Below are 24,836 nucleotides of genomic sequence, written 5' to 3'. Positions count from 1 at the left end.
GATGAGGCATGCTGTCTCTGCTCCACATTGAAAACATTGCGGTGATCGAGTCGGCGGATATCCAATTCGACCGGGGTTTCAATGCCCTGACGGGCGAGACCGGCGCGGGCAAGTCGATTGTAGTAGATGCCATTGGAGCGGTGATCGGGGACCGGACCTCCCGCGATCTGATCCGCACAGGGGCCCGGTCGGCCTTGGTGAGTGCGCTTTTTTTGGAGCTTCCGGCGCTCTCCTGGTTTTCAGAAAACGGGATGGGGCCGGATGAAGATGGAACCCTTCTGCTGCAAAGGGAAATCCAGGCCGACGGCAAAAATGTCTGCCGCCTGAATGGGCGGCCTTTGACGGTGTCACAGCTTCGTACCCTAGGACAGCAGCTTTTGAATATCCACGGCCAGCACGACGGACAGCAGCTCCTGGACCCCGCCTGCCATCTCTCCTATCTGGACCGTTTTGGGGGCGACCAAGCGGAGCTTCTGGCATTTCAGGAGGCCTATGCGGCTCTGAGTCAGGTGAGGCATGAGATATCGGCCTTGCAGATGGACGAAGCGGAGAAGTCCCGCCGCATGGACAGTCTGAGCTACCAGATCAGCGAGTTGGAACGGGCCGGGCTGCGAGTGGGCGAGGAGGACGAACTGGCCGCCCGGAGAAAGGTGCTGCGCAACGCCGGAAAGCTGATCGAGGCGGTGGAGGATGCCCATCGGGCGCTTTCCGGCGATGACGACAGTGCGGGTGCGACGTCCCTTGTTATGGAGGCAGAACAGAGCCTCTTTTCGGCCCGTACCGTGAGCGATGAGGTGTCTGCCCTTGCGGAAAAGCTCACGGAGCTGCGATGTGCGGCGGATGACGCCGCCGAGCTGGTCCGTGACTTGAGGGACAGCTTGGAGTTTGAGCCGGGAGAGCTGGATGAGTTGGAAAGCCGCCTGGACGTGATCTATCGTCTGAAAAAGAAATATGGTGCCACGGAGGCCGATATGCTCGCCTATCTGGAGTCCTGTAAAAAAGAACTGGACCAAATCCAGTACTCCAGCGATATCTTGGCACGATTGGAGAAAAAGCAGGCTGTGACCTTGAAGGAGGCGCAAATGCTGGGCAGTGCGCTGTCCACGGTCCGCAGGGAATCGGCGGATGCATTGGAAGCGCGTATCCAGAAGGAGCTGGAACAGTTGGATATGCCCAAAGTCCGCTTTCATGTGGAGTTTTCGCCTAACGCCGCAGAATACGGCATGGATGCAACAGGAATGGATGAGGTCCAGTTCCTGATGTCCGCGAATGTGGGCGAGGCGCTCAAGCCCATCCAGAAAATCGCCTCCGGCGGTGAATTGGCCCGCATCATGCTGGCGCTCAAGAATGTCCTGGCGGAAAATGATGACGTGTCCACCTTGGTCTTTGATGAAGTGGATACTGGCGTTAGCGGCCGTGCGGCCCAGAAGGTAGCGGAGAAAATGGCCGACGTGGCCAGACACAAACAGGTTCTGTGCGTTACACACCTGCCCCAGATTGCGGCAATGGCAGATACCCATTTCTCAGTGGAGAAGGGGGAGCGGGACGGACGCACCTATACGGCGGTGGAGCGGCTGGACAAAACGCGCCGCCGTGAGGAGTTGGCCCGCCTTACCGGAGGGGCCCATATCACATCCGCCATGCTGGAGAGCGCAGGAGAGCTTCTGGAGGCAGCAGAGACGTATAAGAGAGGCTATAATGGGGAAAAATGAGCTCCCGGACCAGGTCCGGGTCACCTTTCAACTGGAACGTGGGGAATATATCCGTGGAGTCCGGTACTATTTGAGAAAAAGTCACCTGGTAAGCTGGGTCCAGGTCCTGGTCATGCTGTTTGCGCTGGCCGCGACGGTCACGGTCACGCTTATGATGGGGAGACTCAACTTCCTGAACACCTTGGTGCTGGTCCTGATGGCGATGGCTGCGCTGTATGGTCTGTGGCTGTATTGGATCAAACCGGGGCGCATTTTTGACCGGGAGGCGGAGCTGGCAGAGCCTGTGACCTTTTTGTTTACCCAGGAGGACGTGGCCCGGCAGGATGAGACGGCGGCGGCGCTTTTGGACTGGGATATCAAAAAGCTCTGGCGAGGACCGGAATTCTATTACCTCTTCGGTTCCAGTGAGGGTTATACGCTGCTTCCGCTGCGCGCATTCCAGGATGAGGAGGCACGGCTGCGCTTTGAGTCTCTGGCGCAAGAGGCAAACCCGGATATGATCTTCCGGCATTTTGGTTGACAATCCGTCCGGCATGTGCTAAAATGCCGTCACGTACAACGCGAGGATGAGGAACAGTAGCAGCCGCCCGTCTGCATAGAGAGCCCCTGTCTGGTGAAAAGGGGAGAGAGAGCGGCTGTGAATACCCCTCGGAGCGGCCTCTTGAACCGTCTTACAGCGCAGTAGAGAGAGTCGGGTGCGCCCGTTATCGCGCAGGGGTGTGTCGGCACCCCGTGAGGCCCGCGCCTGTGAGGGTGGGGCAACCAGAGGTGGTACCGCGTTTCGACGCCCTCTGTCCAATGGGACAGGGGGTGTTTTTTATTTGAAGCGGAACCGACACGAATGGAAGGGGCTGTTATGCAGAAAAGGCGTTTCGGTCCTATGATCAAGAGGCATCTCGGATGAACGGCCCCAAAACAGCGGGCTGGAACAGAGTGTGCTACGGTGGGCGGGGCCGTGTGAGAGCATATATAGATGGAGCGAAAGCTGCAAGGCTATTTTGCTCAAAAGGCCCTCCCCCAAAAAAGCGAGAGGAGAAAGAAATATGACCATTTATGATGAACTGAAGGCCAGAGGGCTTATCGCACAGGTGACCGACGAAGAGGAGATCAAAGAGCTGATCAACAACGGAAAAGCAACCTTTTACATTGGCTTTGATCCCACCGCCGACTCCCTCCACGTGGGTCATTTTATGGCGTTGTGCTTAATGAAGCGGCTTCAGATGGCGGGCAACCGCCCCATCGCTCTGGTAGGCGGCGGCACAGGCATGATCGGAGATCCCTCCGGACGCTCTGATATGCGTTCTATGATGACGGTGGAGACCATCCAGCACAATTGCGACTGCTTTAAGAAGCAGATGAGCAAATTCATCGATTTCAGCGAAGGGAAGGCGCTGATGCTCAATAATGCCGACTGGCTGCTGAAGCTCAATTATGTGGAACTTCTCCGGGAAGTGGGCGCATGTTTCTCCGTCAATAATATGCTTCGTGCGGAGTGCTACAAGCAGCGGATGGAGAAAGGGCTCAGCTTCTTGGAGTTCAATTACATGATTATGCAGAGCTATGATTTTTATCATATGTTCCAGACCGTGGGCTGCAATATGCAGTGCGGCGGCGATGACCAATGGTCCAATATGCTGGGCGGCACCGAACTCATTCGCCGGAAACTTGGCAAGGACGCTTATGCCATGACGATTACACTGCTGCTTACCTCCGAGGGGAAAAAGATGGGCAAGACCCAGGCGGGGGCGGTGTGGCTGGACCCGGAAAAGACTTCGCCTTACGAGTTTTATCAGTACTGGCGAAATATTGACGACGCCGACGTGCTCAAATGTCTGCGAATGCTGACTTTCCTTCCTCTAGAGCAGATTGATGAGATGGATAAGTGGGAGGGGGCCCAACTCAATCGTGCCAAAGAGATTCTGGCTTTTGAGCTTACAAAATTGGTCCATGACGAGGTGGAGGCACAGAAGGCACAGGATGCTGCCCGGGCTCTCTTCGCCCAGGGAGGAGACCGTTCCAACATGCCCACCACCACGCTGACCGACGCAGACCTCAGCGACGGAAAGCTGAGCGTGGTGGATCTGATGGTGAAATGCGGCCTTGCGCCTTCTAAAGGCGAGGCACGCCGCCTGATTCAGCAGGGAGGGGTGGAAATCAACGGAGAAAAGGTGATCGATACCACCGCTGTCTGTAAGGCCGAGGCGATGCGCGGCGAAGGATTGACGGTGAAGAAGGGGAAAAAGGTATTCCACCGTATTTTACTGGCCTGAGAGATTGCTGCCGTTGCTTTGTGGAGAAGGGGGACGCCTGCGGGGCGTTCCCCTTCATAAAATTGTAAAAGAATTTTACGTGATAATGATTAGACAAAGCCTCCTGAGCATGGTATGATGAGCGTAACAGAAAGGGTGTGTGCGGCATAGAGCGGGGACGAAAAATATGGCCTTTGGAGCCGAGAACGTTGTCAAACCTTATTGTTGTGCTCATTGGGATTACTTTTTATCTGGGGCTGTCCCACTTCGACTTGGTAAGAGAAAAGCTGGATATGTTTCTCAGCGTGGTGGCGCCGTTTATCGTGGGTTTTGCCGTCGCCTATCTGCTGAACACGCCCGCCAAGTTTTTGGAGCGCGAGCTTTTTGCGCACTGCCGTCACAGACGCACATGGTCCATCATCTCTGTCTATCTGCTGGCTGTCTTGTTGCTGGTGGTTCTGCTCAATCTCATTCTACCTCAAGTCTGGAGCAGTGCTGTAGAGTTGGTCAATAAGATGCCGGAATATATGAAGGGTCTGGATGTTCTGGTGCAGGAGCTGATCACGCGGTTCGACCTGGAGGGTGAGGGGATCAATGAACTGCTGGTCTCTTATCAGGAGCTCATGGCCGGCCTGACGAAAAAAACAATCACTGCCGTTTCGGAGGCCTTACCGCAAATCCTGAATTTTGGGGTCGCCGTCGGCAACGGCGTAATCACCGGTGTGACAGCGCTCATTGCCTCTATCTATATGCTCTCGGGCAAGGAGCGGCTGGTGCCGCAGCTGAAGAAGCTGATTTACGCAATTTTCCCCACGGAGAAAGCAAGCTGGTTTTTAAGTGTGTGCAGCCAGGCAAACAATGTATTTGTGGGTTTTATCAACGGTAAGCTCATCGACAGTGCGATCATCGGCGTACTTTGCTTTGTTCTTAACCTGATTCTGCAAATTCCATATAATATCCTCATCGCCGTAGTCATCGGCGTGACCAATGTGATCCCCTTTTTTGGCCCTATCATCGGCGCTGTGCCCTGCGTGATGATTCTGCTGATCGTGGACCCGTGGGCTGCGCTGCGCTTTGGAGTCCTGGTCATCGCACTGCAGCAGTTCGACGGCAATATACTCGGACCCAAGATACTGGGAAACAGTACAGGCTTGTCGGCAATCTGGGTATTGGTGGCCATCGTGGTGGGCGGCGGACTTTTCGGCTTTGCGGGAATGCTGCTGGGCGTTCCCACCTTTGCGGTTCTGTATGCATTGGTCCGCGAGTGGACTTACCATCGTTTGAAGGGAAAGGGAATTGACGGAGAGGGAAACCCTTTGCCGCGCGCTGACATAAAAAGATAAAAAACGTCACATTTTGTTGTGCGGCCCACTCACAGCAAAGCATCCTGCCCAATCACCGGACAGGATGCTTTGTTGTTTTATGGCCTCTTCCCGTCGGCCGGGACATGTTTTTAAACGAGGGAAAGTTATGGAAGAAGCTGGGATTTGCAAAAAAGCTCGGCATCAATGTGAACTGGAAATAATGGCGGCAGCCCATACGGTCTATCTCCGCCAGGTGAGGGAGAAGGGGAGACGGGTCCTTGGCCCAGAACACGATACAGCCCACAGCAGGGAATGTCTGTCCGGCGCGAGACGGAGAGGATCAGGACTGTGCCTCCAGCAGGCTGTTGGTCAAATCCCGCATGCCGTATAAGCCCGGAGCATCACGTCCTGCTAGATACCTGGCGGCTTTCAGTGCTCCGGCGGCAAAGACCTCCCTGGATTGGGCGCAGTGCCGCAGTTCGATGATCTCATCCTTTCCGGCAAAGAGCACCTCGTGATCTCCGGCAATGGTACCGCCCCGCACAGAGGAGATTCCGATTTCACGGTGTTCCCGGGGTCTGCGAACCATGTGCCGGTCATAGACGTATTCAGGTTCGTAGGGGAGAGACACAGCGAGGGCTTCCACCAGCATCAGTGCGGTGCCGCTGGGCGCATCCACCTTTTTACTATGATGCCGCTCTATGATCTCCACGTCGAAGTCCTCTCCCAGCATGGCGCCGGCTTGACGCACCAGTTCCAAAAGGACATTGACGCCCAAAGAAAAATTCCCGGATCGGAAGATGGGGATACTTTGGGAGGCGTCCTCAATTTCCGCAAGCTGGGCTTGGGAATACCCGGTAGTCGCCAATACGATGGGGAGACGGCGCTGAAGGCAGAAGGACAGCAGGGAAGAGAGGGCGGCGGGGTGAGAAAAATCCACGACAACGTCGGCAGAACCGGAGAATTCCGAAGGAACTGCGAATATAGGAAAGTTACGCTCGGAGGTGCCAAGGATGTCGAACCCGGCAACGATATTCAGCTCTGTGTCCGTGCTGCACTGCGCTTCCAGCGCATGGCCCATCCGACCGTTGCATCCTGAGAGAATGATATCCAGCATTTTAAACACGTCCTTCCAGCACGTCGGTTTGAATCAACCGCTTACAATGGGCAAGGATATCCCGGATCTGTCCGTCCGGGATATCCTGAACAGAAAGCAGAGGGAGCGGCGCCTCGCTTCCTTGGCAGACGGGGCGCTCAAACCACCCCACATCGTGCCAAGCGCCAAGTTTATAGCCGGTATGGTGAAAGATGCCGAGGAGGGAGAAGCCCATGCTCTTATGAAGGCCCGCACTGCCCTCATTGGGGAGCGTCACGCATCCATAGGCGTTGCGTACATGCATCTGACGAAGGATCTCGATCAATGCGGTATAGAGGGCGGTTCCGAGCCCGGCTCCCCGGAAACGGGGCGCGAGATAGATGGAGAGCTCCGCATTCCATTGATAAGCCGCCCGCTCCATATGGCGGTGGGCATAGGCATAACCTGCGACAAGGTTATCCACTGTACAGACTAAATAGGGATAGTCGGCAGAGATCTTCCGGATACGCGCTGAAAACTCTTCTAAGGTAGGGATATCATATTCAAAAGTAATATTGGTATCGGTGATATATGGAGTATAGATCTCCAAGATACGGGCCGCATCAGAGATATCGGCCCGTCTAAGGACTGTGTGGGACATCGTGAACTTCCTCCCTGATAGACGTGCAGGCGGCCACACATTTTGTATGGCCGCCTGCGGTGAACAACAAATCTTCAGGACGCGACGCTATTCTTGGACGCATCCAGCAAACCGGCACGCTCCATGGCAGCTCTGAGCTTTTCCAGGTTACTGGCAGAGATTTCACACAGGGGGAGCCGGAGGCCGCCGACATCCCGCCCCATCAGGCCAAGCGCGGCCTTTACGGGGATGGGGTTGACCTCCAGAAAAAGCGTGTCGATCAGATCCATATATGTAATCTGAAGCTTGGAAGCCTCCTCGAAGCATCCGTCCAGACACAGGTGTGTCATATTCACCATCAGTTGGGGGGCGATATTGGCCACAACAGAGATGACGCCTTTGGCGCCCAAGGACATCATGGGGACCACCTGATCATCATTGCCGGACCAGATGTAAAAATCATCTCCACAGAGGTATCGGGTATGGGTAATCAGGGAAAGATTTCCGCTGGCCTCCTTGACGCCGTTGATTTTGGGGTTTTGAGAAAGTGTACGGTAGGTATCGGCGGTAAAAGAGACGCCCGTGCGGGAGGGAACATTGTAGAGAATGATGGGTAACTCCGTTCGGTCTGCGATGTACTCATAGTGCCGGATCAGTCCTTCTTGGGAACACTTATTGTAATAGGGGGTTACATGCAGAAGCGCGTCGGCGCCGGAGTCCTCCGCGTGCTGGGACAGATATACGGCGGCGGAGGTATCGTTGCTTCCCGCCCCGGCAATGACTTTGACCCGATGGTTGACATACTTGACACAGAAATTAACGGCCGAAATATGCTCCCGCAGACTGAGTGTAGAGCACTCGCCGGTGGTCCCGACCACACAGATGGCATCCACACCGGCGGCGATTTGTTCATCGATCAGTTGGGCAAATCGGTCGTAGTGGATGGCTCCGCTCTGATCGAACGGAGTGACGATAGCAGGACAGGCGCCGGTAAAAACAGGTTCTCTCATCTGAATCATACCTCCAAAAAAGACAGGTATGCTGTCCCGGAGGCGCAAGAATCCATGAATGATGTAATTGTTACGCCTTGGTAATATAGCCTTCGGCGCACAGCAACTCGGCAAGTTCCACCGCGCCGCCGGCCGCGCCGCGGAGCGTGTTATGGGACAGACATACGAACTTATAATCGTACTGGGTGTCAGGACGGAGGCGACCGATAGAGACGGTCATGCCACCGCCCAAATCCCGATCCAGCTTGGACTGGGGCCGGTCGGGCTCTTCGAAATATCGCAGGAACTGTTCCGGGGCCGTGGGGAGTTTCAGCTCCTGAGGACGGCCCTTGTATTCCGCCCAGATGGCCTTCATCTCATCCATCGAGGGCTTTTTCTCAAAATCCACGAAGACCGCAGCAGTGTGGCCGTTCGACACGGGAACGCGGAGACATTGCGCAGTGATGGCGGGCTTTTCCGCATTTACAATGACGCCGTTTTCTATCCGTCCCCAGACCTTCAATGGCTCCTGCTCGGACTTTTCCTCTTCGCCGCCGATATAGGGGATCAGGTTATCCACCATCTCCGGCCAGGTGGCGAAGGTCTTGCCGGCACCGGAAATGGCCTGATATGTACATACCAGGACCCGCTCCAGGCCGAAGCCGCGCAGGGGATGGAGGGCGGGCACATAGCTCTGGATGGAGCAGTTGGACTTGACCGCAATGAGCCCGCGCTTCATCCCCAATCGCTTTCGCTGTGCCTCTATCACTTTGATGTGCTCAGGGTTCAGCTCCGGCACCACCATAGGGACATCAGGCGTCCAGCGGTGGGCGGAATTGTTGGAGACCACGGGGCACTCGTGTCGGGCGTAGCGCTCCTCCAGACTCTTAATATCCTCTTTTTTCATATCCACGGCGGAAAAGACAAAATCCACCTGATCGGCAATCTCCGCCACATCCTCCTCGGCGTTTAAGACCACGATGTCTTTGGCCTGCTCAGGGATCGGCGTATCCATAGCCCACCGGTTGCCAACGGCCTCCGCATAAGATTTCCCTGCAGAACGAGGACTGGCCGCGATGACCTTCAATTCAAACCAGGGGTGATGCTCCAAGAGGGTGATGAAACGCTGTCCCACCATACCGGTTCCGCCGATCACGCCTACCTGATACTTTTCCATTCCGCAGACCTCCATGCCTGTTACTCTATCCATTCTATACTGTATCCGCCTATAAATTGCTAGTCCACCAGAAAAACGGCGGTTGCAATAGAGTCAGGTTTTGTACTATAATATCTAAACTGAGCGTATGGCGCACAAGGAATCTGCCTTGCCTACGAAAGCAGAGGCAGGTATTTTTGTTATATTAGCACACTTCTTTTCCAGTGTAAACCGCTAATTTGTAGAAATGGAGGTTACTATGGCCGGGAAAATGGGTAAATTTGTGATAATATTTTTTGTGGCGGCCATATGTCTTACTAGTATGGTATCGGCTGTGGACGCTGAGATCAACCCGACCATCCAGGTGGGGCTCTTCTATGGTCAGAACGCCCTCCCGGGGGCAAACCTGGAAAACTATACAGGCAGCGGGTACCGCCTGGGGTATTTTGACGAGGACTTGCATTTTGTCACGCTTGGGCATACGCCAGAGACTCAGATCTCTATGGTAAAGACCCAGAACGTATCTCTGTCCAACGGAAATTATGTGGATGGGACCGGCTCTGTGACCGTAGGCTGCTATCATTTGCAGATGCCGGGGAGCTATCCTGATTTTGAGAGCGCAGCCGCGGCTGCGGCGGCCCTCCAAGGCGCTTTTCCGGCCTGGATAGAGGGCGCTTATTTCGTGCGTGTCGGCGCATACGCCACAAAGGAAGCCGCGACGGCCGCCCAGAACACCCTTGGGCTGTCTGACGCGTCGGTGACGGGGACCAGCAGCTATGGGGTCACTGTGGTGGCCACTAAGACGGGCCGACCTCTGTTCCAGTTTGACGGAGGCGCATCCTATACGCTGGGGGTCAAGCCTGGATTGGATGATGCGACAGAAACGGTCACCTGGTTCAAAGGCTACCGCTATTATGGCTCCTTCCGGTATGTCCGTGAGAGCGGGGGAAATCTGAGCGTCATCAATGTGGTTCCGCTGGAGGACTATGTCCGTGGTGTCCTGCCCTATGAGATGAGCAACGATTGGCCGCTCGAGGCCCTGAAGGCACAGGCGGTGTGTGCCAGGACCTATGCTTATATGAATCTCGGCAAACATCAGAAGAGTGGATTTGATATCTGCAATACGACAGATTGTCAGGTTTATCAAGGGGCCGGACTCTCCAACGCACGTACGGACCAAGCGGCTGCTGAGACCTATGGAAAATATGTCTGGTATGCCGGCGAGCTGGCACAGACGTATTATTTTTCCTGCGACGGCGGAGCCACCGAGGATGTAAAGAACGTGTGGGGGAGCAGCGGACAAAACTTGCCCTACCTGACCGGAGTCGTGGACATCTATGAGCCCTCTGTAGCCGATAAGACGGGGAAGTATAATTGGACGGTCACTTTTACCAAGCAGGAACTCAAAGATATCTTACATAAGAAAGGGTACCTTTGCGACGATATCGTGGACTTCTATGTGGCGGAGTATACGCCCACAGGCAATGTCTATAAAATCACATTTCTAGATGCAGCGGGAAAAAGCTGGTCTTTTGTCAACACGACCAAAGAGTATGCCCGTACACTTTTGGGGCTGAATTCTATCCGATATACCATTTCCGGCGGGGGCGGTAAATTCTTTGTCAATGACAGCAGCACCACGATAGCCTCCGCATCCGGCGCTTACGCCGTTGACGGCGCCGGGAACATCACTGCGATTACAGGCACGCCCTATGTGATCACTGGCAGCGGCACGGAGCAGCTCGTCTCCTCGTCCGCTGGAAATTCCTTTACCATTACAGGGTCAGGCTGGGGGCATAACGTGGGTATGAGCCAGTGGGGGGCCTACGCTATGGCGGAACAGGGGAAAACCTACGATGAGATTTTGAAATTCTATTTTACCGGCGTAGATGTCCGGTGAGAACTCGAAGAAAGCTGGAACAATATTTTGAAAACATCGGATTTCTATTATGATCTGCCTCAGGAGCTCATTGCTCAGACGCCGCTTGAACGGCGGGATGGCTCCCGGCTGATGGTACTGGACAAAAAGACTGGCGCGACAGCGCATCGGCACTTTTATGACATCCCCACGTTGCTGAGGCCGGGAGACTGTTTGGTGCTCAATGACTCCAGAGTTCTGCCCGCGCGGCTTTTGGGCCACCGTGAGCCCACAGGGGGAGCGGTGGAGGTCCTCCTGCTCACTGACAGGGGGGATAAGGTTTGGGAGTGCCTGGTGCGGCCCGGTAAAAAGGTGCGGCCCGGGGCGCGTCTGTCATTTGGGGATGGACTGCTCACCGCTGAAGTCGTGGAGACATTGGAGGGGGGGAACCGTCTGATCCGCTTTGATTATGACGGGATCTTTCTGGAGATCTTGGAGCGACTCGGCAAGATGCCCTTGCCGCCCTATATCAAGGAAGAACTCAGTGATCCCGAGCGGTATCAGACTGTCTATTCCAAAGAGGTGGGTTCGGCTGCAGCCCCTACCGCAGGACTTCACTTTACACGGGAACTGCTGGAGCAGATACAGACCATGGGCGTAAATCTGGCCTATGTAACGCTCCACGTAGGATTGGGGACCTTCCGTCCGGTCAAGGAAGAGGAGATCACCGACCATGAGATGCATGCGGAGTACTGTGCAATCTCCCGGGAGACGGCAGACCTCATCAATCGTACAAAGAAAAATGGGGGCAGGATCATCTGTGTGGGAACCACGTCCTGCCGCACCATAGAGTCCTGGGCGGCAGAGGACGGTACCCTGAGGGAAGCTGCGGGGTGGACGAGCATTTATATTTATCCCGGATACCGCTTCAAGGTGCTGGACGGCCTGATCACCAATTTCCATTTGCCGGAATCCACACTGGTTATGTTGGTCTCTGCACTGGCGGGGCGGGAGCATATCCTGGCTGCCTATGAGGAGGCGGTGCGAGAGAAATATCGCTTTTTTTCCTTTGGGGATGCAATGTTTATCGGCTAGGGAAAGCTGGAGCCGTGCTGATTCCGTCAGAACGGTGGAGCATGCTCCTTCCATATGGAAAAACGAGGAAAAGCCGCAGGCTCTGTCTATAGGGCCGCGGCTTTTCCCGTCCCGGTCCCAGTGAGCAGGGGCGGGCAGAGAGTTGCGTTTGTTTCAAACAGCAGGGTTTGACATAATTGCAGAAAACAGAGTAAAGAGGACCCCTGCGGGTAGGGGAAGGAACGGGTAGGGGATAGGATTAAGATTGCCGTAGACACCAATCAAGGGTGGTTTTTCATCGGGAAGCGAGTGGTGGCGAAAAGGGATGTCAAAAAGGCGATCAATGTATGCAGGGCCTTTAAGGAAATTCGGTATAGAGTGGCTGGAGGAGCCCCTGTACGGTTATGATTTTGAGGGCCTAGCGGAGCTGCGAAGAAGTACAACTCTCAACATTGCCGGCTGAGAACTGAATGCACAGGTACACGAATATAGGGATATGCTCAAGCATCAATGTTTCGATGGATGTGGGTCTGTCGGGTGGCTTTGCGCAAAATAGGAAGGGCGCGGCGATGGTCGAAGCTGAGAACAAGATCTGTACGCCGCATACATGGATCCATGGCATGGGACTCGCTGCGGCTTTGCACATGGCCGGCGCGGTGAACAACTGTCCATCTAATTGAGTACTACTACGATCCTCCGCACTGGGACTATAAGGTACGGGATCTCATGTTAACGGAACCGCTGGAGGTAGAGAGCGACGGCTACATCCGTGTACCGGCGGGGCCTGGACTTGGAGTCGAGGTGAACCATGAGTTCTTGGACCACTATACGGTGCTCCGCAAATAGAGGGGATTGCGCTCTACGCAAAGATTCAGGACCCCAAAGCCGCTGCAGGCGTTGCTCCGGTACGCTTCGCCGCCGGAATTGATTTAAGTTTCATTGGGTTTGAACTGTACCACCACCAGCATTGAAAATGGGCGGTGGCACAGTTTGTTTAGCAGAAATGAAGGTTTGGTCCTCGCTTGTAACAATCTATAAAAGTTTTTGCGCAAAGCTGAATTTTGGGTATGCGTAGTTGGGGGACTGCAATTCTGTGCGCCGCTTTTATTGCCTTGAAAAAAGAGGCTGGTAAAGGTATAATACTATTGTTCTGATAAGGATGGTCATAATTTTCGGAGCCCCTTTTTATTGGGGGAACCCTCAAAAATTTACACCAGCTTAGCATAAAGGAGTTTTTCTGTGTTCAAGGTCATCAAGACGGAAGGCTGTGCGCGGCGCGGCGAATTTTCCTGTGCCCACGGAGGCGTGGTCCAGACCCCGGTTTTTATGAATGTCGGTACACAGGGTGCCATCAAGGGCGCGGTGTCCGCCCACGATCTGAAAGAGATCGGGTGCCAGATTGAGTTGTCCAATACGTACCACCTGCATCTGCGGCCGGGAGACGATGTGGTACGGCAGATGGGCGGTCTCCATAAATTTATGGACTGGGACGGGCCGATCCTCACGGATTCCGGTGGATTTCAGGTGTTTTCCCTTGCAGGGCTCAGAAAAATTACCGAAGAAGGCGTTACATTTGCCTCTCATATCGATGGCAGGCGCATTTTTATGGGGCCGGAGGAATCCATGCGGATCCAGTCCAATCTGGGTTCTGATATTGCCATGGCCTTTGATGAGTGCGTGGAAAATCCGGCCACCTATGAGTATGTAAAGCCCTCCTGTGAGCGCACGCTGCGATGGCTGGAGCGGTGCAAAGCGGAGCACGATCGCCTGAATGCACTGCCCGGCACAGTCAATCCCCACCAGATGCTCTTCGGCATCAATCAGGGCGGAACTTATGCCGACCTGCGCATCTGGCATATGAAAGAAATCGCCAAGCTTGGCTGCGACGGGTATGCCGTCGGGGGATTGGCGGTGGGTGAGCCCACCCAGACCATGTACGACATGATCGATGCAGTGGAACCCTTCATGCCGGCGGACAAGCCGCGTTATCTGATGGGAGTCGGTACGCCCTCCAATATCATTGAGGGCGTGGCGCGGGGCGTAGACTTCTTCGACTGCGTTATGCCGGCCAGAAATGCCCGACATGCGAAGCTCTTTACATGGGAAGGCGCGCTCAACATCAAAAATGAGAAATACAAACTCGACGAGCGGCCCATCGATCCAAATTGTCAGTGTCCAGCCTGCCGTTCTTTTTCTCGTTCTTACATCCGTCATCTTTTTGCCGCGGGTGAGATGCTGGGGATGAGACTGGCTGTCCTGCATAATCTCTGGTTTTATAATGAGTTGGCCGCCCGCATCCGCGCCGCACTGGATGAAGGGTGTTTTTCCGCATTCCGCGAAGCATATTCCCGAAAATTGGAGACCCGGATTTAGTATAATGTTTTTTGGAAAAGGTCTTGTCAATCGAGCACTTTCCCTGTATAATATGTTCTAATGCCGTGGAAAAACGGATATTTTCATTGGAGGGGACAAATTTGGACGCTAATATGTTAGGCACGGTTGGTATGCTGGTTGTCATGCTGGCTATCTTCTACTTCATGTTGATCCGGCCCGAAAACAAGAAGAAGAAAGAGCTGGCAAAAATGCGCAGCGAACTGGCGGTAGGGGATGAGATCACCACTATCGGCGGAATCATCGGTACGATCTGCGCAGTAAAGGAAGAGAGCATTGTGATCGAGACCAGCGCGGACCGTGTGCGCATCGAATTTGCCAAGTGGGCCATCTCCACTAAGGGTGCTCAGACCACTGAAACTACAAAGTAAATAAAAGCATGACCAACACCCTCTTCGCATAGGCTGTACAAAGCTGTTGTGAGGAGGGTGTTTTTATGCGTAAGACAGAGGAGGACCAGGGGGCGAAGCTGGTACGGGCTATGACCGACGTGCTGCTGGGCGGCGGCCTTGCGCTGGTAGTATGCCTGGTATTCCTGCTGATTTGCTCTGTGGGGATTTCTGGAGGCTGGGTGGAGGAGGACCTCATGTACCAGCTCTCAGTCGTAGGTTGCGTCATAGGGGGATTTTCCGGCGGAATTTTTGCCGTGCGACACAGCGGCGCACGGGCTCTGATTGTAGGGCTTGCCTCGGGGGGAGTCTTTTTCCTATTGATTCTTACTGCGGGGGTATTGCTGTTTGAGGACATGTCGATAGAAGCCGGGGGACTGGGTCTCTTGTCCGGAGCGCTCTGCGGCGGCGGGGCGGCAGGGATTTTAGGGACCAGGCCCAAAAAGAAGAAGCGTAGAAAATAAATCGGGGTTCCGCTGTTGGCATGCGCCAAGAGGACGGGTTAGAAGCGGGCACGCAATACGGAATGTAATAATACAAAATGTATACTGTTTGCAAAAAGAGAAAGCACACAATATGTAGATGATTTTATGTCGAAAACGCAAAATACATAACTGTGCAGGGAGCGGACTGAGCCGAGTTAAGTTAAGTTTACATAATTATATTTACATAATCAGCAGGCATAATAAACAAAAATGAAAAAGTTTGCGGCAAAACATTGCATAATCCGGCAGGGTGGCTTATAGTATTTTTACGTTAACTTTTCAGCTTGGATGGGAGCTGTTGGAAATGAAAGACTTGGTGCTGGGCTTTATTGGTGCTGGAAACATGAACACTGCGATTCTGAGCGGCGTATTGCGGAAGCAAATGTTTCCACCTGAACGGATCTGGCTCTCCAACCGGCATGCCGAAAAGCTCTCTGCTTTCTCCAAACTGGGAATCCGCACCACGACGGATAACCGCGCGGTTGCCCGGAACGCGGATATTCTGATCCTGGGCGTAAAGCCTCAGATGTTCGGCGATGTGCTCCCCGAACTGAAGGATCTTGTATCGGAAAAGTGTGTAATCTCTATTGCCGCCGGTATTTCAGCCTCTTATTTGAAGGCTAAGCTCCCCGGCGCTCATATCATCCGCGCCATGCCCAATACTCCGCTGATGCTGGGAGTGGGGGCTACAGCGGTGGCCCGTGCGGAGGACGTCGCACCGGAGCTATTTCAGACGGTACTTGAGCTCTTTCGGGCGGCCGGGGTGGTGGCGGTGATTGAAGAGAGTCAGATGGACGATATCATCAATGTCAACGGCTCCTCCCCGGCTTGGTTTTTTCGCCTTGCAGACATCATGGTAAAACGTGCCGTCTCTGTGGGAATCGATGCAGATACGGCGCTGCGGCTGACGGCGGCGACGATGGAGGGTGCGGCCCGTATGTTGGCGGAGTCCGGAAAGACACCGGAAGAGCTTTGTCGTCAGGTCTGTTCTCCTGGCGGTACGACCTTGGCGTCCCTCTCTGTTTTCGAAGAGCGGGACTTTGACGGGCTCATGCTGGACGCTATGGACCGGTGTACAAAGCGGTCGAAGGAACTCGGCAAGTAACATTGATATTTGGAACGCTTGTCTCATATGCTGTCCCAGAGGGGGGACAGCCATGAGAAAGCGAATCGTACGGATTTGGGATGTGCCTGCGGGCGGGCTGCTGCCCGCGCTGATTACAGTGGCTTCCGCTTTCTGTATTGGAGGACTGGCCGGTATGCTGCTGGCCGCCCAAGTGGGCGGCGGTGGGCATGACAGCCTGGCGGCATACATAGAGGGGTATCTGGCGGCGGCAAAGTCCGGCTCTGTTGTTCTGTCTCCCGGGCTGCTGTCCGTCTTGTGGGAGAGCGTCCGATGGCCTCTGTTTGCCTTTCTGATGGGGTTTACCGCCTTAGGCGTGCTGGGGATCCCCACTTTGTTCGCAGTGCGCGGTTTTCTTCTCTCTTTTGCAGTCTCTTCCTTTGTGCGCATGTTTGGAGGGACAGGGGGGATTTTGGCCTTTTTTGCGTTTGGGATCACGGGGCTTGCGGCTGTACCGGCGCTCTTCGTCCTGGGTGTCCAGAGCTTTGCAGGTGCGCGGGAACTTGCGGGCAGGGCCCTGTCCGGGAAGAAGGGCGTGTTTCCCTTTGGGAGGGCTTATTGGGTCCGCTGCGCTCTGTGTGCCGGCGCAGTTGCGCTCAGCGCGGTGCTGGAATACTGGGCGGTCCCGGCACTGTTGTGCTCGGTGGCCGGACTCTTTTGATTTTGGAGCGGTAAGAAGGGTTTGAGCGGATGGACTATTTAAAGGGTTATGAGGCATATCTCACAACTGAAAAAAAGGCGTCTGAGAATACGCTCAGCTCTTATCTGAGAGATGTCCGGCAGTTTTCCGAATACTGTCAGCGGGAGACATTGGAGTTGACGGAGACGACCACGGGGGACGTGGAACGATACGCCAAATATTTAATGAGCCGCGGAAAGTCGGTATCCACCGTTACTAGGGCGGTGGCTTCTCTCAAGTCCTTTTTTGGGTATTTGTATCGGGAGGGATATATCGACGCCAATCCGGCCCGCGGAGTGGCTCCCGCCAAGGTCGAGCGAAAGCTCCCGCAGATTTTGACCAGCAAAGAGGTCGAGTTGTTTCTAGAGCAGCCGGAGTGTACCGATGCCAAGGGATATCGGGACCATGCCATGCTGGAGCTGCTCTATGCCACCGGGATACGGGTGAGTGAACTCATCGACTTGGATATGGAGCATCTCAGCCTCTCCGGCGGTTTCTTGCGCTGTGTGGGGAAGGGAAAAGAGCGCATCATTCCCCTCTATCCCGCGGCAGTCAAGGCGCTGGGCGACTATCTGCGGGATGTACGCCCTCAATTGGTGGAAGACGAGACGGAGACGGCCCTTTTTGTCAATATGAACGGCAAGCGTATGTCCCGGCAGGGCTTTTGGAAAATCATCAAGCACTATCAGGAGAAGGCCGGAATCAAAAAGGAGATTACGCCTCATACGCTCCGCCACTCCTTTGCGGCCCATCTGCTGGAAAATGGGGCGGATCTGAGGTCGATCCAAGAAATGCTGGGACATGCGGACATCTCTTCCACACAGATCTATGCACAACTGGTCAAACAGAAATTAAAGGACGTCTACATCAAGGCGCACCCGCGGGCTTGAGAGTAGGGAAGACCTTTTCGGCTGATACGGGGCGCGCTGTTTGAAAACGGCACGCCCCGTATATTATGCCTATTTTGTGGTTGCGCCTCCAGTTTTGCCGTGGTACAATACACGATGTATGAATATTTGGAGGACGTTATGATCATTTTAGGCATCGATCCCGGCTTTGCCATTGTCGGTTTTGCCATTTTAGAGGCGAATCACGGGAAACAGCGACTAATCCAGTGCGGTGCCATCACCACCCAGGCAGGGCTCCCGCTGCCGGCGCGACTGCTCCAGATTGAGCAGGATATGGATGAGCTCATCGCTGTATTTCATCCGGAGGCGATGGCTGTAGAGGAGCTTTTTTTCAACAATAATGTGACCACCGGCATCGGTGTGGCGCAGGCGCGTGGTGTTATTCTGACGGCGGCCGAACGAGCCGGAGTCTCTATTTATGAATATACGCCCTCCCAGGTCAAGCAGGCTGTGGTCGGCTATGGCAAGGCGGAAAAACGTCAGGTCATGGATATGACCAAACGGATATTGAATCTCAGGACAGTACCAAAGCCGGACGATGCCGCAGACGCTGTGGCGATCGCCCTCTGTCACGCCCGCTCGCACGCCTCTCTGCTTGCCTCCCTAGACCCAGCCACACCCGGCAGCGGACGCTATGAAGTGCGAAAGAAGTAGGAGAAAACCGAATGTTTTATTATGTGAAGGGCCCTGTCGCCCATATTGCGCCCTACCTGGCCGTTATAGACTGCGGCGGGGTCGGTTATGCCTGCCATACCACCGCCAACACGCTTTCTTATTTGAAAAAGGGCGAGGTGACAAAGCTGTATACCTATCTCCACGTGCGCGAGGAATTGTTTGATCTCTATGGTTTTTCCACAGAAGAGGAGCGCAGTTGCTTTGAACTTTTGATCGGGGTATCCGGCGTGGGGCCCAAGGCGGCGCTCTCCATTTTGTCCGCCACGTCACCAGAGGGGCTTGCCATGAGCATCATCACAGGGGACGAGAAGGCCCTTACGGTCGCTCAGGGTATCGGCAAAAAAATTGCCCAGCGTATCATTCTGGAGCTCAAGGATAAGCTGGCGAAAGGCCAGCTCGGTACATCAGCGGGCGGCGAACAGTACGGGGGAACCGGGGTCACGATCATTCCGGAAAATAAATCTACTGAGGCCGCCGCCGCCTTGGCTGTGTTGGGCTACAGTCAGGCTGAAATTGCCGTCGCCCTGAAGGGAGTCGATATGGAGTCCCAAAAATTGGAGGAAATCATTCGTCAGGCCCTCAAAAGGATGGTCAAATAATGCCGGGGCCGGAGACAGATAGGGGAAGGGGCGAACGGAATGAGCATCGACTTTTCCAGTGACGGTGGTTTTGAGACGGAGGAGCCCTTGGTCGCGACTTCGCTGCTGAGGGAAGATGAGGGGGAATATTCCCTGCGTCCCCAAACGCTCAGTGAGTATATTGGACAGCAGAAGGCAAAAGGGAACCTATCCATCTTCATCGAGGCCGCCAAAATGCGTAAGGAACCCCTGGATCATGTCTTGCTTCACGGCCCCCCGGGGCTGGGAAAGACGACACTCAGCGGCATCATTGCCAACGAGATGGGTGTCAATATCCGGATCACCTCTGGACCGGCGATCGAAAAACCCGGTGATCTGGCCGCTCTGCTCACCAATCTCAATGAAAATGATATCTTATTTGTAGACGAGATCCACCGCCTCAACCGCTCTGTAGAGGAGATCCTGTATCCGGCGATGGAGGATTACGCCATTGATATCATCGTCGGCAAAGGCCCCTCGGCCAATTCGATCCGGTTGGATCTGCCCAAGTTTACGCTGATTGGGGCCACGACCCGCGCCGGGCAGCTCTCCGCCCCTCTCCGGGATCGTTTCGGCGTCACGCTCCGGTTGGAGCTCTACACCCCGGAGGAACTGTGCCTGATCGTCACACGTTCCGCCGGTATTCTGGGGGTACCTATCGAGGAGGACGGCGCTCTGGAGATCGCCAAACGCTCCCGCGGTACTCCTCGGATCGCCAACCGGATGCTTCGCCGTGTCCGTGATTTCGCTCAGGTCAAGGCTGGGGGCGTGATCACCAGAAGGGTGGCTGACGAAGCGCTCAGCGCCCTGGAGGTGGACTATTTGGGATTGGATGCCGTGGATCGCCGGATGCTTCACAGCATCATTGAAAATTACGGCGGGGGGCCGGTAGGGCTGGACACTCTGGCGGCCACCATCAATGAGGAGTCCGTCACTTTGGAAGATGTCTATGAGCCCTATCTCATGCAGATGGGCTTTCTCACCCGCACGCCCAGGGGGCGCTGTGTGACCAGAAAGGCGTATGAACATTTGGGCTTGTCCTATTTCGGACAGGAACAGCTCGAATTTTGAACCAGAAGGAGTTTTGACCCATGGGTAAACTGTTTGGAACCGACGGCATTCGGGGCGTGGTAAATGCCGGGTTGGATGCCGCGCTGGCTTTTCAGGTGGGCTTGGCCACGGCGCAAGTGCTGGGCGAGGGCAAGCCTGGAAAGAAGCCTTTGGTAACCATCGGAAAAGATACGCGTATCTCCTCTGACCTTTTGGAGGGCGCGCTGGTGGCCGGCCTTTGTTCGGCGGGCGCCGACGTCCTCCATCTGGGCGTCATTCCTACTCCAGCAGTGGCGTGGATCACAGTGGATCAGGGGGCGGATGCAGGCGTAGTTATCTCTGCCTCCCATAATCCCTTTGAACACAACGGCATTAAGATTTTTAACGGTCAGGGCTTTAAGCTCTCTGACGAGCTGGAGGGGAAAATTGAGGATATCATTCTCTCCGGCGCGGAGGTTTCCCTCAAAACGGGCGGAGAGATCGGACGTGTGACTTATGCGGAAGACCGGACGCGGGACGACTATATTGATCATTTGGCGTCCACAGTAGAGGACGGCCTGGCCGGACTTCGCATCCTTGTCGACTGCGCCAATGGCGCTGCCTCTGCGACGGCGCCTCAGCTCTTTGACCGCTTTGATGATCTTCACTGTGACATCATCAATGCCGATCCCGATGGCATCAACATCAATACAAACTGTGGCTCCACTCACTTGGAGGGGTTGGCGGCCATGGTAAAGGCAGGAGGCTACGACTTGGGTTTGGCTTTTGATGGGGATGCAGACCGGTTTTTGGCCGTCAGTGAAGCGGGCATACCCATTGACGGCGATCAGGTTATGGCCGTCTGCGGTCGCTATCTGAAAAGCCGGGGAAAACTGGCGGGAGACACCATTGTTGCCACAGTTATGTCCAACATAGGGCTCCACCGTTTTGCAGCGGAAAATAATATGGAAGTGGTCTGTACCGACGTAGGAGATCGAAATGTGTTGGAGCGGATGCTGGAGAATGGCTTTTCGCTCGGCGGCGAACAGTCCGGCCACATGATTTTTCTGGAGCACGCCACCACCGGTGACGGACAGCTTACGGCGCTCCAGTTTCTGAATATTCTTCATCAGTCCCGTCAGCCGGCTTCCAAGCTTGTTGCGGACTGTCGGCAGTATCCCCAGGTGCTAGTAAATGTAGCGGTTGCGGATAATGCCCAGAAGCAGGCGGTCATGGGCTCTGTACAACTGAAGAACGCGATCGCGGCTGGAGAGAGGGCACTGGCCGGGAATGGCCGCATCCTGGTACGCCCCTCCGGCACGGAGGCCCTGATCCGGGTCATGGTGGAAGCTGAAACGGAAGGAGTCGCCGACAGCCGTGCACAGGAACTGGCAAATCTCATAAAAAAGCTTTGATTTCATTGAAATTCCTAAAATAATCTGCATAAACACTTGACATTTCGGGTACTTCGGCCCTATAATACACAAGGAGCCTTGGAATGAAGCCAGCAGAAGAAACCCCCAATTCGCTCACCGACGAGATCCTGTGTTTGCAAGCCGCATCAGGCGACCGCATCGCAGAAGAGACTCTTGTGATGCGGTATAATCGTCTGGTGCGTATTTGTGCCCGCCCTTATTTTCTCGCAGGGGGCGACAGCGAAGATTTGATTCAGGAGGGCATGGTGGGGCTGCTGAATGCCATCCGGGAGTATGTACCCCAAAAGGGTACGGCCTTTCGGACTTATGCTGAGATATGTATCCGCAATCGTATCCTGTCCGCCATCCGGGCGGCATCTAGAGATAAGCACACTCCGCTCAACCACTATGTCTCTTTCGAACCCCCTCTTTTAGATGGGATTGCCGACAGTTATCCATTCAACGCGTCCCGGCAGCCGCTTCAAAATCCTGAAGATATGTTGATCAGCAGGGAGGAGCGCCGGGAACGTCTTGGAACGCTCAAGGGACAGTTATCCGGGTTAGAGGCCAATATCCTGGAACTCTATCTCCGCGGGTATTCTTATGTGGAGATTGCAGAACAGGTAAACCGTTCCCCGAAAGCGGTGGACAACGCCGTGCAGCGCATCCGGCGCAAAGTAGCGCGGCACCTTTTTTCCGGCGATTTCAGCGAGAGCTGAACGCAATATTACAGACCCAGCACTGTCGGTTTATTCCGGGCCTGGGCAAACGAGTCAAAGAGAGGGAAAAGATCATGTACGAAGACAAGACACTTGTATGCAAGGAATGCGGCCAGGAGTTCGTGTTCACCGCCGGTGAGCAGGAGTTCTATGCGGAGCGCGGCTTCCAGAACGAGCCTCAGCGCTGCAAGGCCTGCCGTGACGCTCGCAAGCAGGCTGCCCGCGGCCCCCGTGAGTACTTCACCGCCACTTGTGCTGCCTGCGGCGGCGAGGCAAAGGTTCCCTTCGAGCCCAAGTCCGATCGTCCTGTTTACTGCAGCGAGTGCTTCGCTCGCATGCGTGAGGAGCAGGGCCGCTAACTAAGGCCAATAAAAACAGGGGCGCTCAGAGGGCGCCCCTGTTTTTTGATTTGCAATCATACCGAGGTAGAAATGATCCAACATTTTGTTTCCCAGAAAAAACTGCGATTCCTATTGAAAAATAGGGAACGATAGGGTATACTAAAGCATATCCTAAATCCTAGTTTTTTGGAGGTTTATTTTATGGCTACCATCACCAAAGATACCATCATCGGCGATATTCTGGATATTGCGCCGGAGACCGCTCCGGTTTTCCTGTCCATCGGGATGCACTGCCTGGGCTGTCCCTCTTCCCGCGGGGAGACTGTAGAGCAGGCCTGCATGGTCCATGGCGTGGATGTTGACGCTCTGCTGGAGAAGATCAACGCGCTGGTGCCCGCCGCAAAATAAGATCGTCACATAAAAACGGGGCGGCAATTGCCGCCCCGTTTTTATGTGATCGAGATCGGGAGGATTCTCGTGCATCATGCATAAAGGAAGGTGGTCACTGTGCGCCCTGTTGAGTTGTCCCCCAGACTGCTGGCAATTGCCCACCAAGTTCCGTTGGGTGCGCGTTTTGCCGATATCGGTACAGACCATGCCAGGCTGCCGGTCTGGCTTCTGGAACACGGAAGAATCCCCAGCGCCATTGCGGCCGACTTGAAGGAAGGACCGCTTTCGCGTGCGCGCCAGACTGCTGCGCGTCATAATCTAACGGAGCGTATTTCATTCCGCTTGGGAGATGGATTGACACCTCTGGGACCTGAGGAGGCCGATGCCGTAGCAATCGCGGGTATGGGCGGTGAGACCATTGCTTCTATTTTGGGAAATGCTCCGTGGGCATCCGAGGGGACCTGCCTTTTTTACCTCCAACCCATGACTTCAGCGCCTGATCTGCGGCGGTGGCTATGGCGGAATGGTTTTGTCATCGAACGTGAGGAATTGGTCCGTGAAGACAAGCTCTATGTGGTGCTCACAGTTCGTGGAGGAGAGATGGCGCCGCTGACGCCCGCAGAAGAATGGTGTGGGAAACAGGCCCGCGACATGACGTCACCTTACAGAGGGGAGTATCTGTCGATGATGCTTTCCAGAGCCGAACGGGCCCTAGAAGGTTTGGGATGTTCTGCGCGTTTGAAGGACCAGGAGAGAGCAAAGCGTTGGAGAGGTCTTGTTTCGGAATTAAAACAGATGAAGGAGGAATGGATAGCATGGCAACGGTGAAGGATGTCTACGCTGCTGTGGATCAGATTGCCCCCTTTGCTGCACAAATGGATTTTGACAACGCCGGGTTTCTGGTGGGCAGGGGAGAGCAGCAGGTCACACGGCTGCTGGTGTCGCTGGATATTACGGAAGAGGTCGTCTGGGAGGCCGTGGAGCGGGGAGTTGAACTCATTGTCTCCCACCATCCCATTATTTTTCATCCTGCCCGCAGCATTACCGACGAGACCTCGGTAGGACGAATCGTATTGGCCCTGGCGGAGCGGGGAATTGCCGCAATTTGTGCACACACGAATCTGGACGCCTCGGTGGGCGGCGTCAACGACGCGCTGGCCGATGCCTTGGGCCTGACGGAGTGCACCGTGTTGGAACCGTCCGGCACAGACCGCGCGGGGGCGGTGATCGGGATTGGTCGCACCGGTGTGCTGCGGACTGGAACGGGCATGGATGCGGCAGCCTATGCCGCACAGGTAAAAAAGGCGCTGGGGGCAAATGGGGTACGCTATGTGGACGTGGGGCGTCCCGTCTATCGGGTGGCCGTTGGCGGCGGCGCCTGCGGGGATATGCTGTCCTTGGCCTGCAAGCTGAGATGTGATACCTTTGTTACCGCAGACGTAAAATATAATATTTTTTTGGACGCCAAGGCGGAGGGCGTCAATCTCATCGACGCAGGACATTTTCCAACGGAAAATGTGATTTGCCCGATTTTGGCCCAAAAGTTGCGCAATATATTTCCAGGCGTGGAGGTCATGCTTTCTCAGCGTCATAAAGAGGTTTTTTCCTACTTGTGAGG

27 protein-coding genes and 1 other annotated feature are annotated in these 24,836 nt (G+C 54.9%); of the genes, 22 read left to right on the top strand and 5 right to left on the bottom strand.

What is annotated here, in order from left to right:
- Nucleotides 1-8: 8 nt before the first annotated feature.
- From recN to ABUA09_RS01225, 4 genes are all read left to right on the top strand, one after another.
- Nucleotides 9-1,712, top strand: coding sequence for a DNA repair protein RecN (gene recN / locus ABUA09_RS01240; RefSeq protein WP_033116662.1), 1,704 nt, complete (start codon nucleotides 9-11; stop codon nucleotides 1,710-1,712).
- Nucleotides 1,699-2,232 carry a YcxB family protein gene (locus tag ABUA09_RS01235; protein ID WP_279204846.1) on the top strand — a complete coding sequence of 178 codons (534 nt, stop codon included), beginning with the start codon at nucleotides 1,699-1,701 and terminating at the stop codon, nucleotides 2,230-2,232. The genes recN and ABUA09_RS01235 overlap by 14 nt, the downstream gene beginning before the upstream one ends.
- A gap of 34 nt (nucleotides 2,233-2,266) precedes the next feature.
- Nucleotides 2,267-2,507 (top strand) — a binding site (T-box leader).
- Between the two features lie 248 nt (nucleotides 2,508-2,755).
- A complete protein-coding gene (gene tyrS / locus ABUA09_RS01230) occupies nucleotides 2,756-3,982 on the top strand; it encodes a tyrosine--tRNA ligase (protein ID WP_033116664.1) in 1,227 nt (408 codons plus the stop codon).
- A gap of 188 nt (nucleotides 3,983-4,170) precedes the next feature.
- Nucleotides 4,171-5,304, top strand: a complete 1,134-nt coding sequence (locus tag ABUA09_RS01225; RefSeq protein ID WP_242848449.1) for an AI-2E family transporter — start codon at nucleotides 4,171-4,173, stop codon at nucleotides 5,302-5,304.
- Between the two features lie 52 nt (nucleotides 5,305-5,356).
- Here the strand turns inward: ABUA09_RS01225 and ABUA09_RS01220 are convergent, their stop codons facing one another.
- The 5 genes from ABUA09_RS01220 to asd form a co-directional block, all read right to left on the bottom strand.
- Entirely contained in the window at nucleotides 5,357-5,557 is a 201-nt protein-coding gene (locus ABUA09_RS01220) for a hypothetical protein (RefSeq protein ID WP_373688370.1), read from the bottom strand.
- A gap of 48 nt (nucleotides 5,558-5,605) precedes the next feature.
- On the bottom strand, nucleotides 5,606-6,382 hold the full coding sequence (dapB, locus tag ABUA09_RS01215) for a 4-hydroxy-tetrahydrodipicolinate reductase (protein WP_033116666.1): 777 nt from the start codon (nucleotides 6,380-6,382) through the stop codon (nucleotides 5,606-5,608).
- 1 nt (nucleotide 6,383) lies between these two features.
- Nucleotides 6,384-7,001: a GNAT family N-acetyltransferase gene (locus tag ABUA09_RS01210; protein WP_033116667.1), complete on the bottom strand. Its 618-nt coding sequence runs from the start codon at nucleotides 6,999-7,001 to the stop codon at nucleotides 6,384-6,386.
- A 74-nt stretch (nucleotides 7,002-7,075) separates the two neighbouring features.
- Nucleotides 7,076-7,990, bottom strand: coding sequence for a 4-hydroxy-tetrahydrodipicolinate synthase (gene dapA, locus ABUA09_RS01205; protein ID WP_195614533.1), 915 nt, complete (start codon nucleotides 7,988-7,990; stop codon nucleotides 7,076-7,078).
- Nucleotides 7,991-8,060: 70 nt separating this feature from the next.
- On the bottom strand, nucleotides 8,061-9,146 hold the full coding sequence (asd, locus tag ABUA09_RS01200; protein WP_033116669.1) for an aspartate-semialdehyde dehydrogenase: 1,086 nt from the start codon (nucleotides 9,144-9,146) through the stop codon (nucleotides 8,061-8,063).
- A gap of 313 nt (nucleotides 9,147-9,459) precedes the next feature.
- On the opposite strand from asd, the gene ABUA09_RS01195 reads away from it, so the two are divergent.
- From ABUA09_RS01195 to ABUA09_RS01110, 18 genes are all read left to right on the top strand, one after another.
- Nucleotides 9,460-11,025: a SpoIID/LytB domain-containing protein gene (locus ABUA09_RS01195; protein WP_272052046.1), complete on the top strand. Its 1,566-nt coding sequence runs from the start codon at nucleotides 9,460-9,462 to the stop codon at nucleotides 11,023-11,025.
- A gap of 27 nt (nucleotides 11,026-11,052) precedes the next feature.
- The gene (gene queA, locus ABUA09_RS01190; protein ID WP_033116671.1) at nucleotides 11,053-12,078 is read left to right on the top strand and encodes a tRNA preQ1(34) S-adenosylmethionine ribosyltransferase-isomerase QueA; all 1,026 of its coding nucleotides are present in this window, start codon (nucleotides 11,053-11,055) and stop codon (nucleotides 12,076-12,078) included.
- 449 nt (nucleotides 12,079-12,527) lie between these two features.
- The gene (locus ABUA09_RS01185; protein WP_147586122.1) at nucleotides 12,528-12,737 is read left to right on the top strand and encodes an enolase C-terminal domain-like protein; all 210 of its coding nucleotides are present in this window, start codon (nucleotides 12,528-12,530) and stop codon (nucleotides 12,735-12,737) included.
- A 559-nt stretch (nucleotides 12,738-13,296) separates the two neighbouring features.
- The gene (tgt, locus tag ABUA09_RS01180) at nucleotides 13,297-14,430 is read left to right on the top strand and encodes a tRNA guanosine(34) transglycosylase Tgt (protein WP_058117726.1); all 1,134 of its coding nucleotides are present in this window, start codon (nucleotides 13,297-13,299) and stop codon (nucleotides 14,428-14,430) included.
- A gap of 101 nt (nucleotides 14,431-14,531) precedes the next feature.
- A complete protein-coding gene (gene yajC, locus ABUA09_RS01175) occupies nucleotides 14,532-14,819 on the top strand; it encodes a preprotein translocase subunit YajC (protein WP_033116673.1) in 288 nt (95 codons plus the stop codon).
- A gap of 65 nt (nucleotides 14,820-14,884) precedes the next feature.
- Entirely contained in the window at nucleotides 14,885-15,301 is a 417-nt protein-coding gene (locus ABUA09_RS01170; RefSeq protein WP_279204852.1) for a TIGR04086 family membrane protein, read from the top strand.
- Nucleotides 15,302-15,626: 325 nt separating this feature from the next.
- Nucleotides 15,627-16,427 (top strand): pyrroline-5-carboxylate reductase, encoded by an 801-nt coding sequence (proC, locus tag ABUA09_RS01165; RefSeq protein WP_052082486.1) that lies wholly within the window; start codon nucleotides 15,627-15,629, stop codon nucleotides 16,425-16,427.
- Nucleotides 16,428-16,479: 52 nt separating this feature from the next.
- Nucleotides 16,480-17,106 (top strand): hypothetical protein, encoded by a 627-nt coding sequence (locus ABUA09_RS01160; protein ID WP_033116675.1) that lies wholly within the window; start codon nucleotides 16,480-16,482, stop codon nucleotides 17,104-17,106.
- Nucleotides 17,107-17,135: 29 nt separating this feature from the next.
- Nucleotides 17,136-18,014, top strand: a complete 879-nt coding sequence (gene xerD / locus ABUA09_RS01155; protein WP_033116676.1) for a site-specific tyrosine recombinase XerD — start codon at nucleotides 17,136-17,138, stop codon at nucleotides 18,012-18,014.
- A gap of 138 nt (nucleotides 18,015-18,152) precedes the next feature.
- Nucleotides 18,153-18,686: a crossover junction endodeoxyribonuclease RuvC gene (ruvC, locus tag ABUA09_RS01150; protein ID WP_058117725.1), complete on the top strand. Its 534-nt coding sequence runs from the start codon at nucleotides 18,153-18,155 to the stop codon at nucleotides 18,684-18,686.
- Between the two features lie 11 nt (nucleotides 18,687-18,697).
- Nucleotides 18,698-19,306 (top strand): Holliday junction branch migration protein RuvA, encoded by a 609-nt coding sequence (gene ruvA, locus ABUA09_RS01145; RefSeq protein WP_279204857.1) that lies wholly within the window; start codon nucleotides 18,698-18,700, stop codon nucleotides 19,304-19,306.
- A gap of 39 nt (nucleotides 19,307-19,345) precedes the next feature.
- Nucleotides 19,346-20,395: a Holliday junction branch migration DNA helicase RuvB gene (gene ruvB / locus ABUA09_RS01140; protein ID WP_052082488.1), complete on the top strand. Its 1,050-nt coding sequence runs from the start codon at nucleotides 19,346-19,348 to the stop codon at nucleotides 20,393-20,395.
- 20 nt (nucleotides 20,396-20,415) lie between these two features.
- Nucleotides 20,416-21,768 (top strand): phosphoglucosamine mutase, encoded by a 1,353-nt coding sequence (gene glmM, locus ABUA09_RS01135; protein ID WP_033116679.1) that lies wholly within the window; start codon nucleotides 20,416-20,418, stop codon nucleotides 21,766-21,768.
- Between the two features lie 83 nt (nucleotides 21,769-21,851).
- Nucleotides 21,852-22,487, top strand: coding sequence for a sigma-70 family RNA polymerase sigma factor (locus ABUA09_RS01130; RefSeq protein WP_033116680.1), 636 nt, complete (start codon nucleotides 21,852-21,854; stop codon nucleotides 22,485-22,487).
- 74 nt (nucleotides 22,488-22,561) lie between these two features.
- Nucleotides 22,562-22,846: a zinc-ribbon domain containing protein gene (locus ABUA09_RS01125; protein ID WP_033116681.1), complete on the top strand. Its 285-nt coding sequence runs from the start codon at nucleotides 22,562-22,564 to the stop codon at nucleotides 22,844-22,846.
- A 183-nt stretch (nucleotides 22,847-23,029) separates the two neighbouring features.
- A complete protein-coding gene (locus ABUA09_RS01120) occupies nucleotides 23,030-23,236 on the top strand; it encodes a DUF1858 domain-containing protein (protein ID WP_033116682.1) in 207 nt (68 codons plus the stop codon).
- A gap of 99 nt (nucleotides 23,237-23,335) precedes the next feature.
- A complete protein-coding gene (locus ABUA09_RS01115) occupies nucleotides 23,336-24,046 on the top strand; it encodes a tRNA (adenine(22)-N(1))-methyltransferase (protein ID WP_075703871.1) in 711 nt (236 codons plus the stop codon).
- Nucleotides 24,034-24,834 (top strand): Nif3-like dinuclear metal center hexameric protein, encoded by an 801-nt coding sequence (locus ABUA09_RS01110; protein WP_075703870.1) that lies wholly within the window; start codon nucleotides 24,034-24,036, stop codon nucleotides 24,832-24,834. The genes ABUA09_RS01115 and ABUA09_RS01110 overlap by 13 nt, the downstream gene beginning before the upstream one ends.
- Nucleotides 24,835-24,836: the final 2 nt, after the last annotated feature.

The organism is Intestinimonas sp. RTP31139st1_F5_RTP31139_211217, from assembly GCF_040226735.1.
GTDB classification, from domain to species: domain Bacteria; phylum Bacillota; class Clostridia; order Oscillospirales; family Oscillospiraceae; genus Intestinimonas; species Intestinimonas butyriciproducens.
This window is presented reverse-complemented; position numbering and strand designations above follow the sequence as displayed.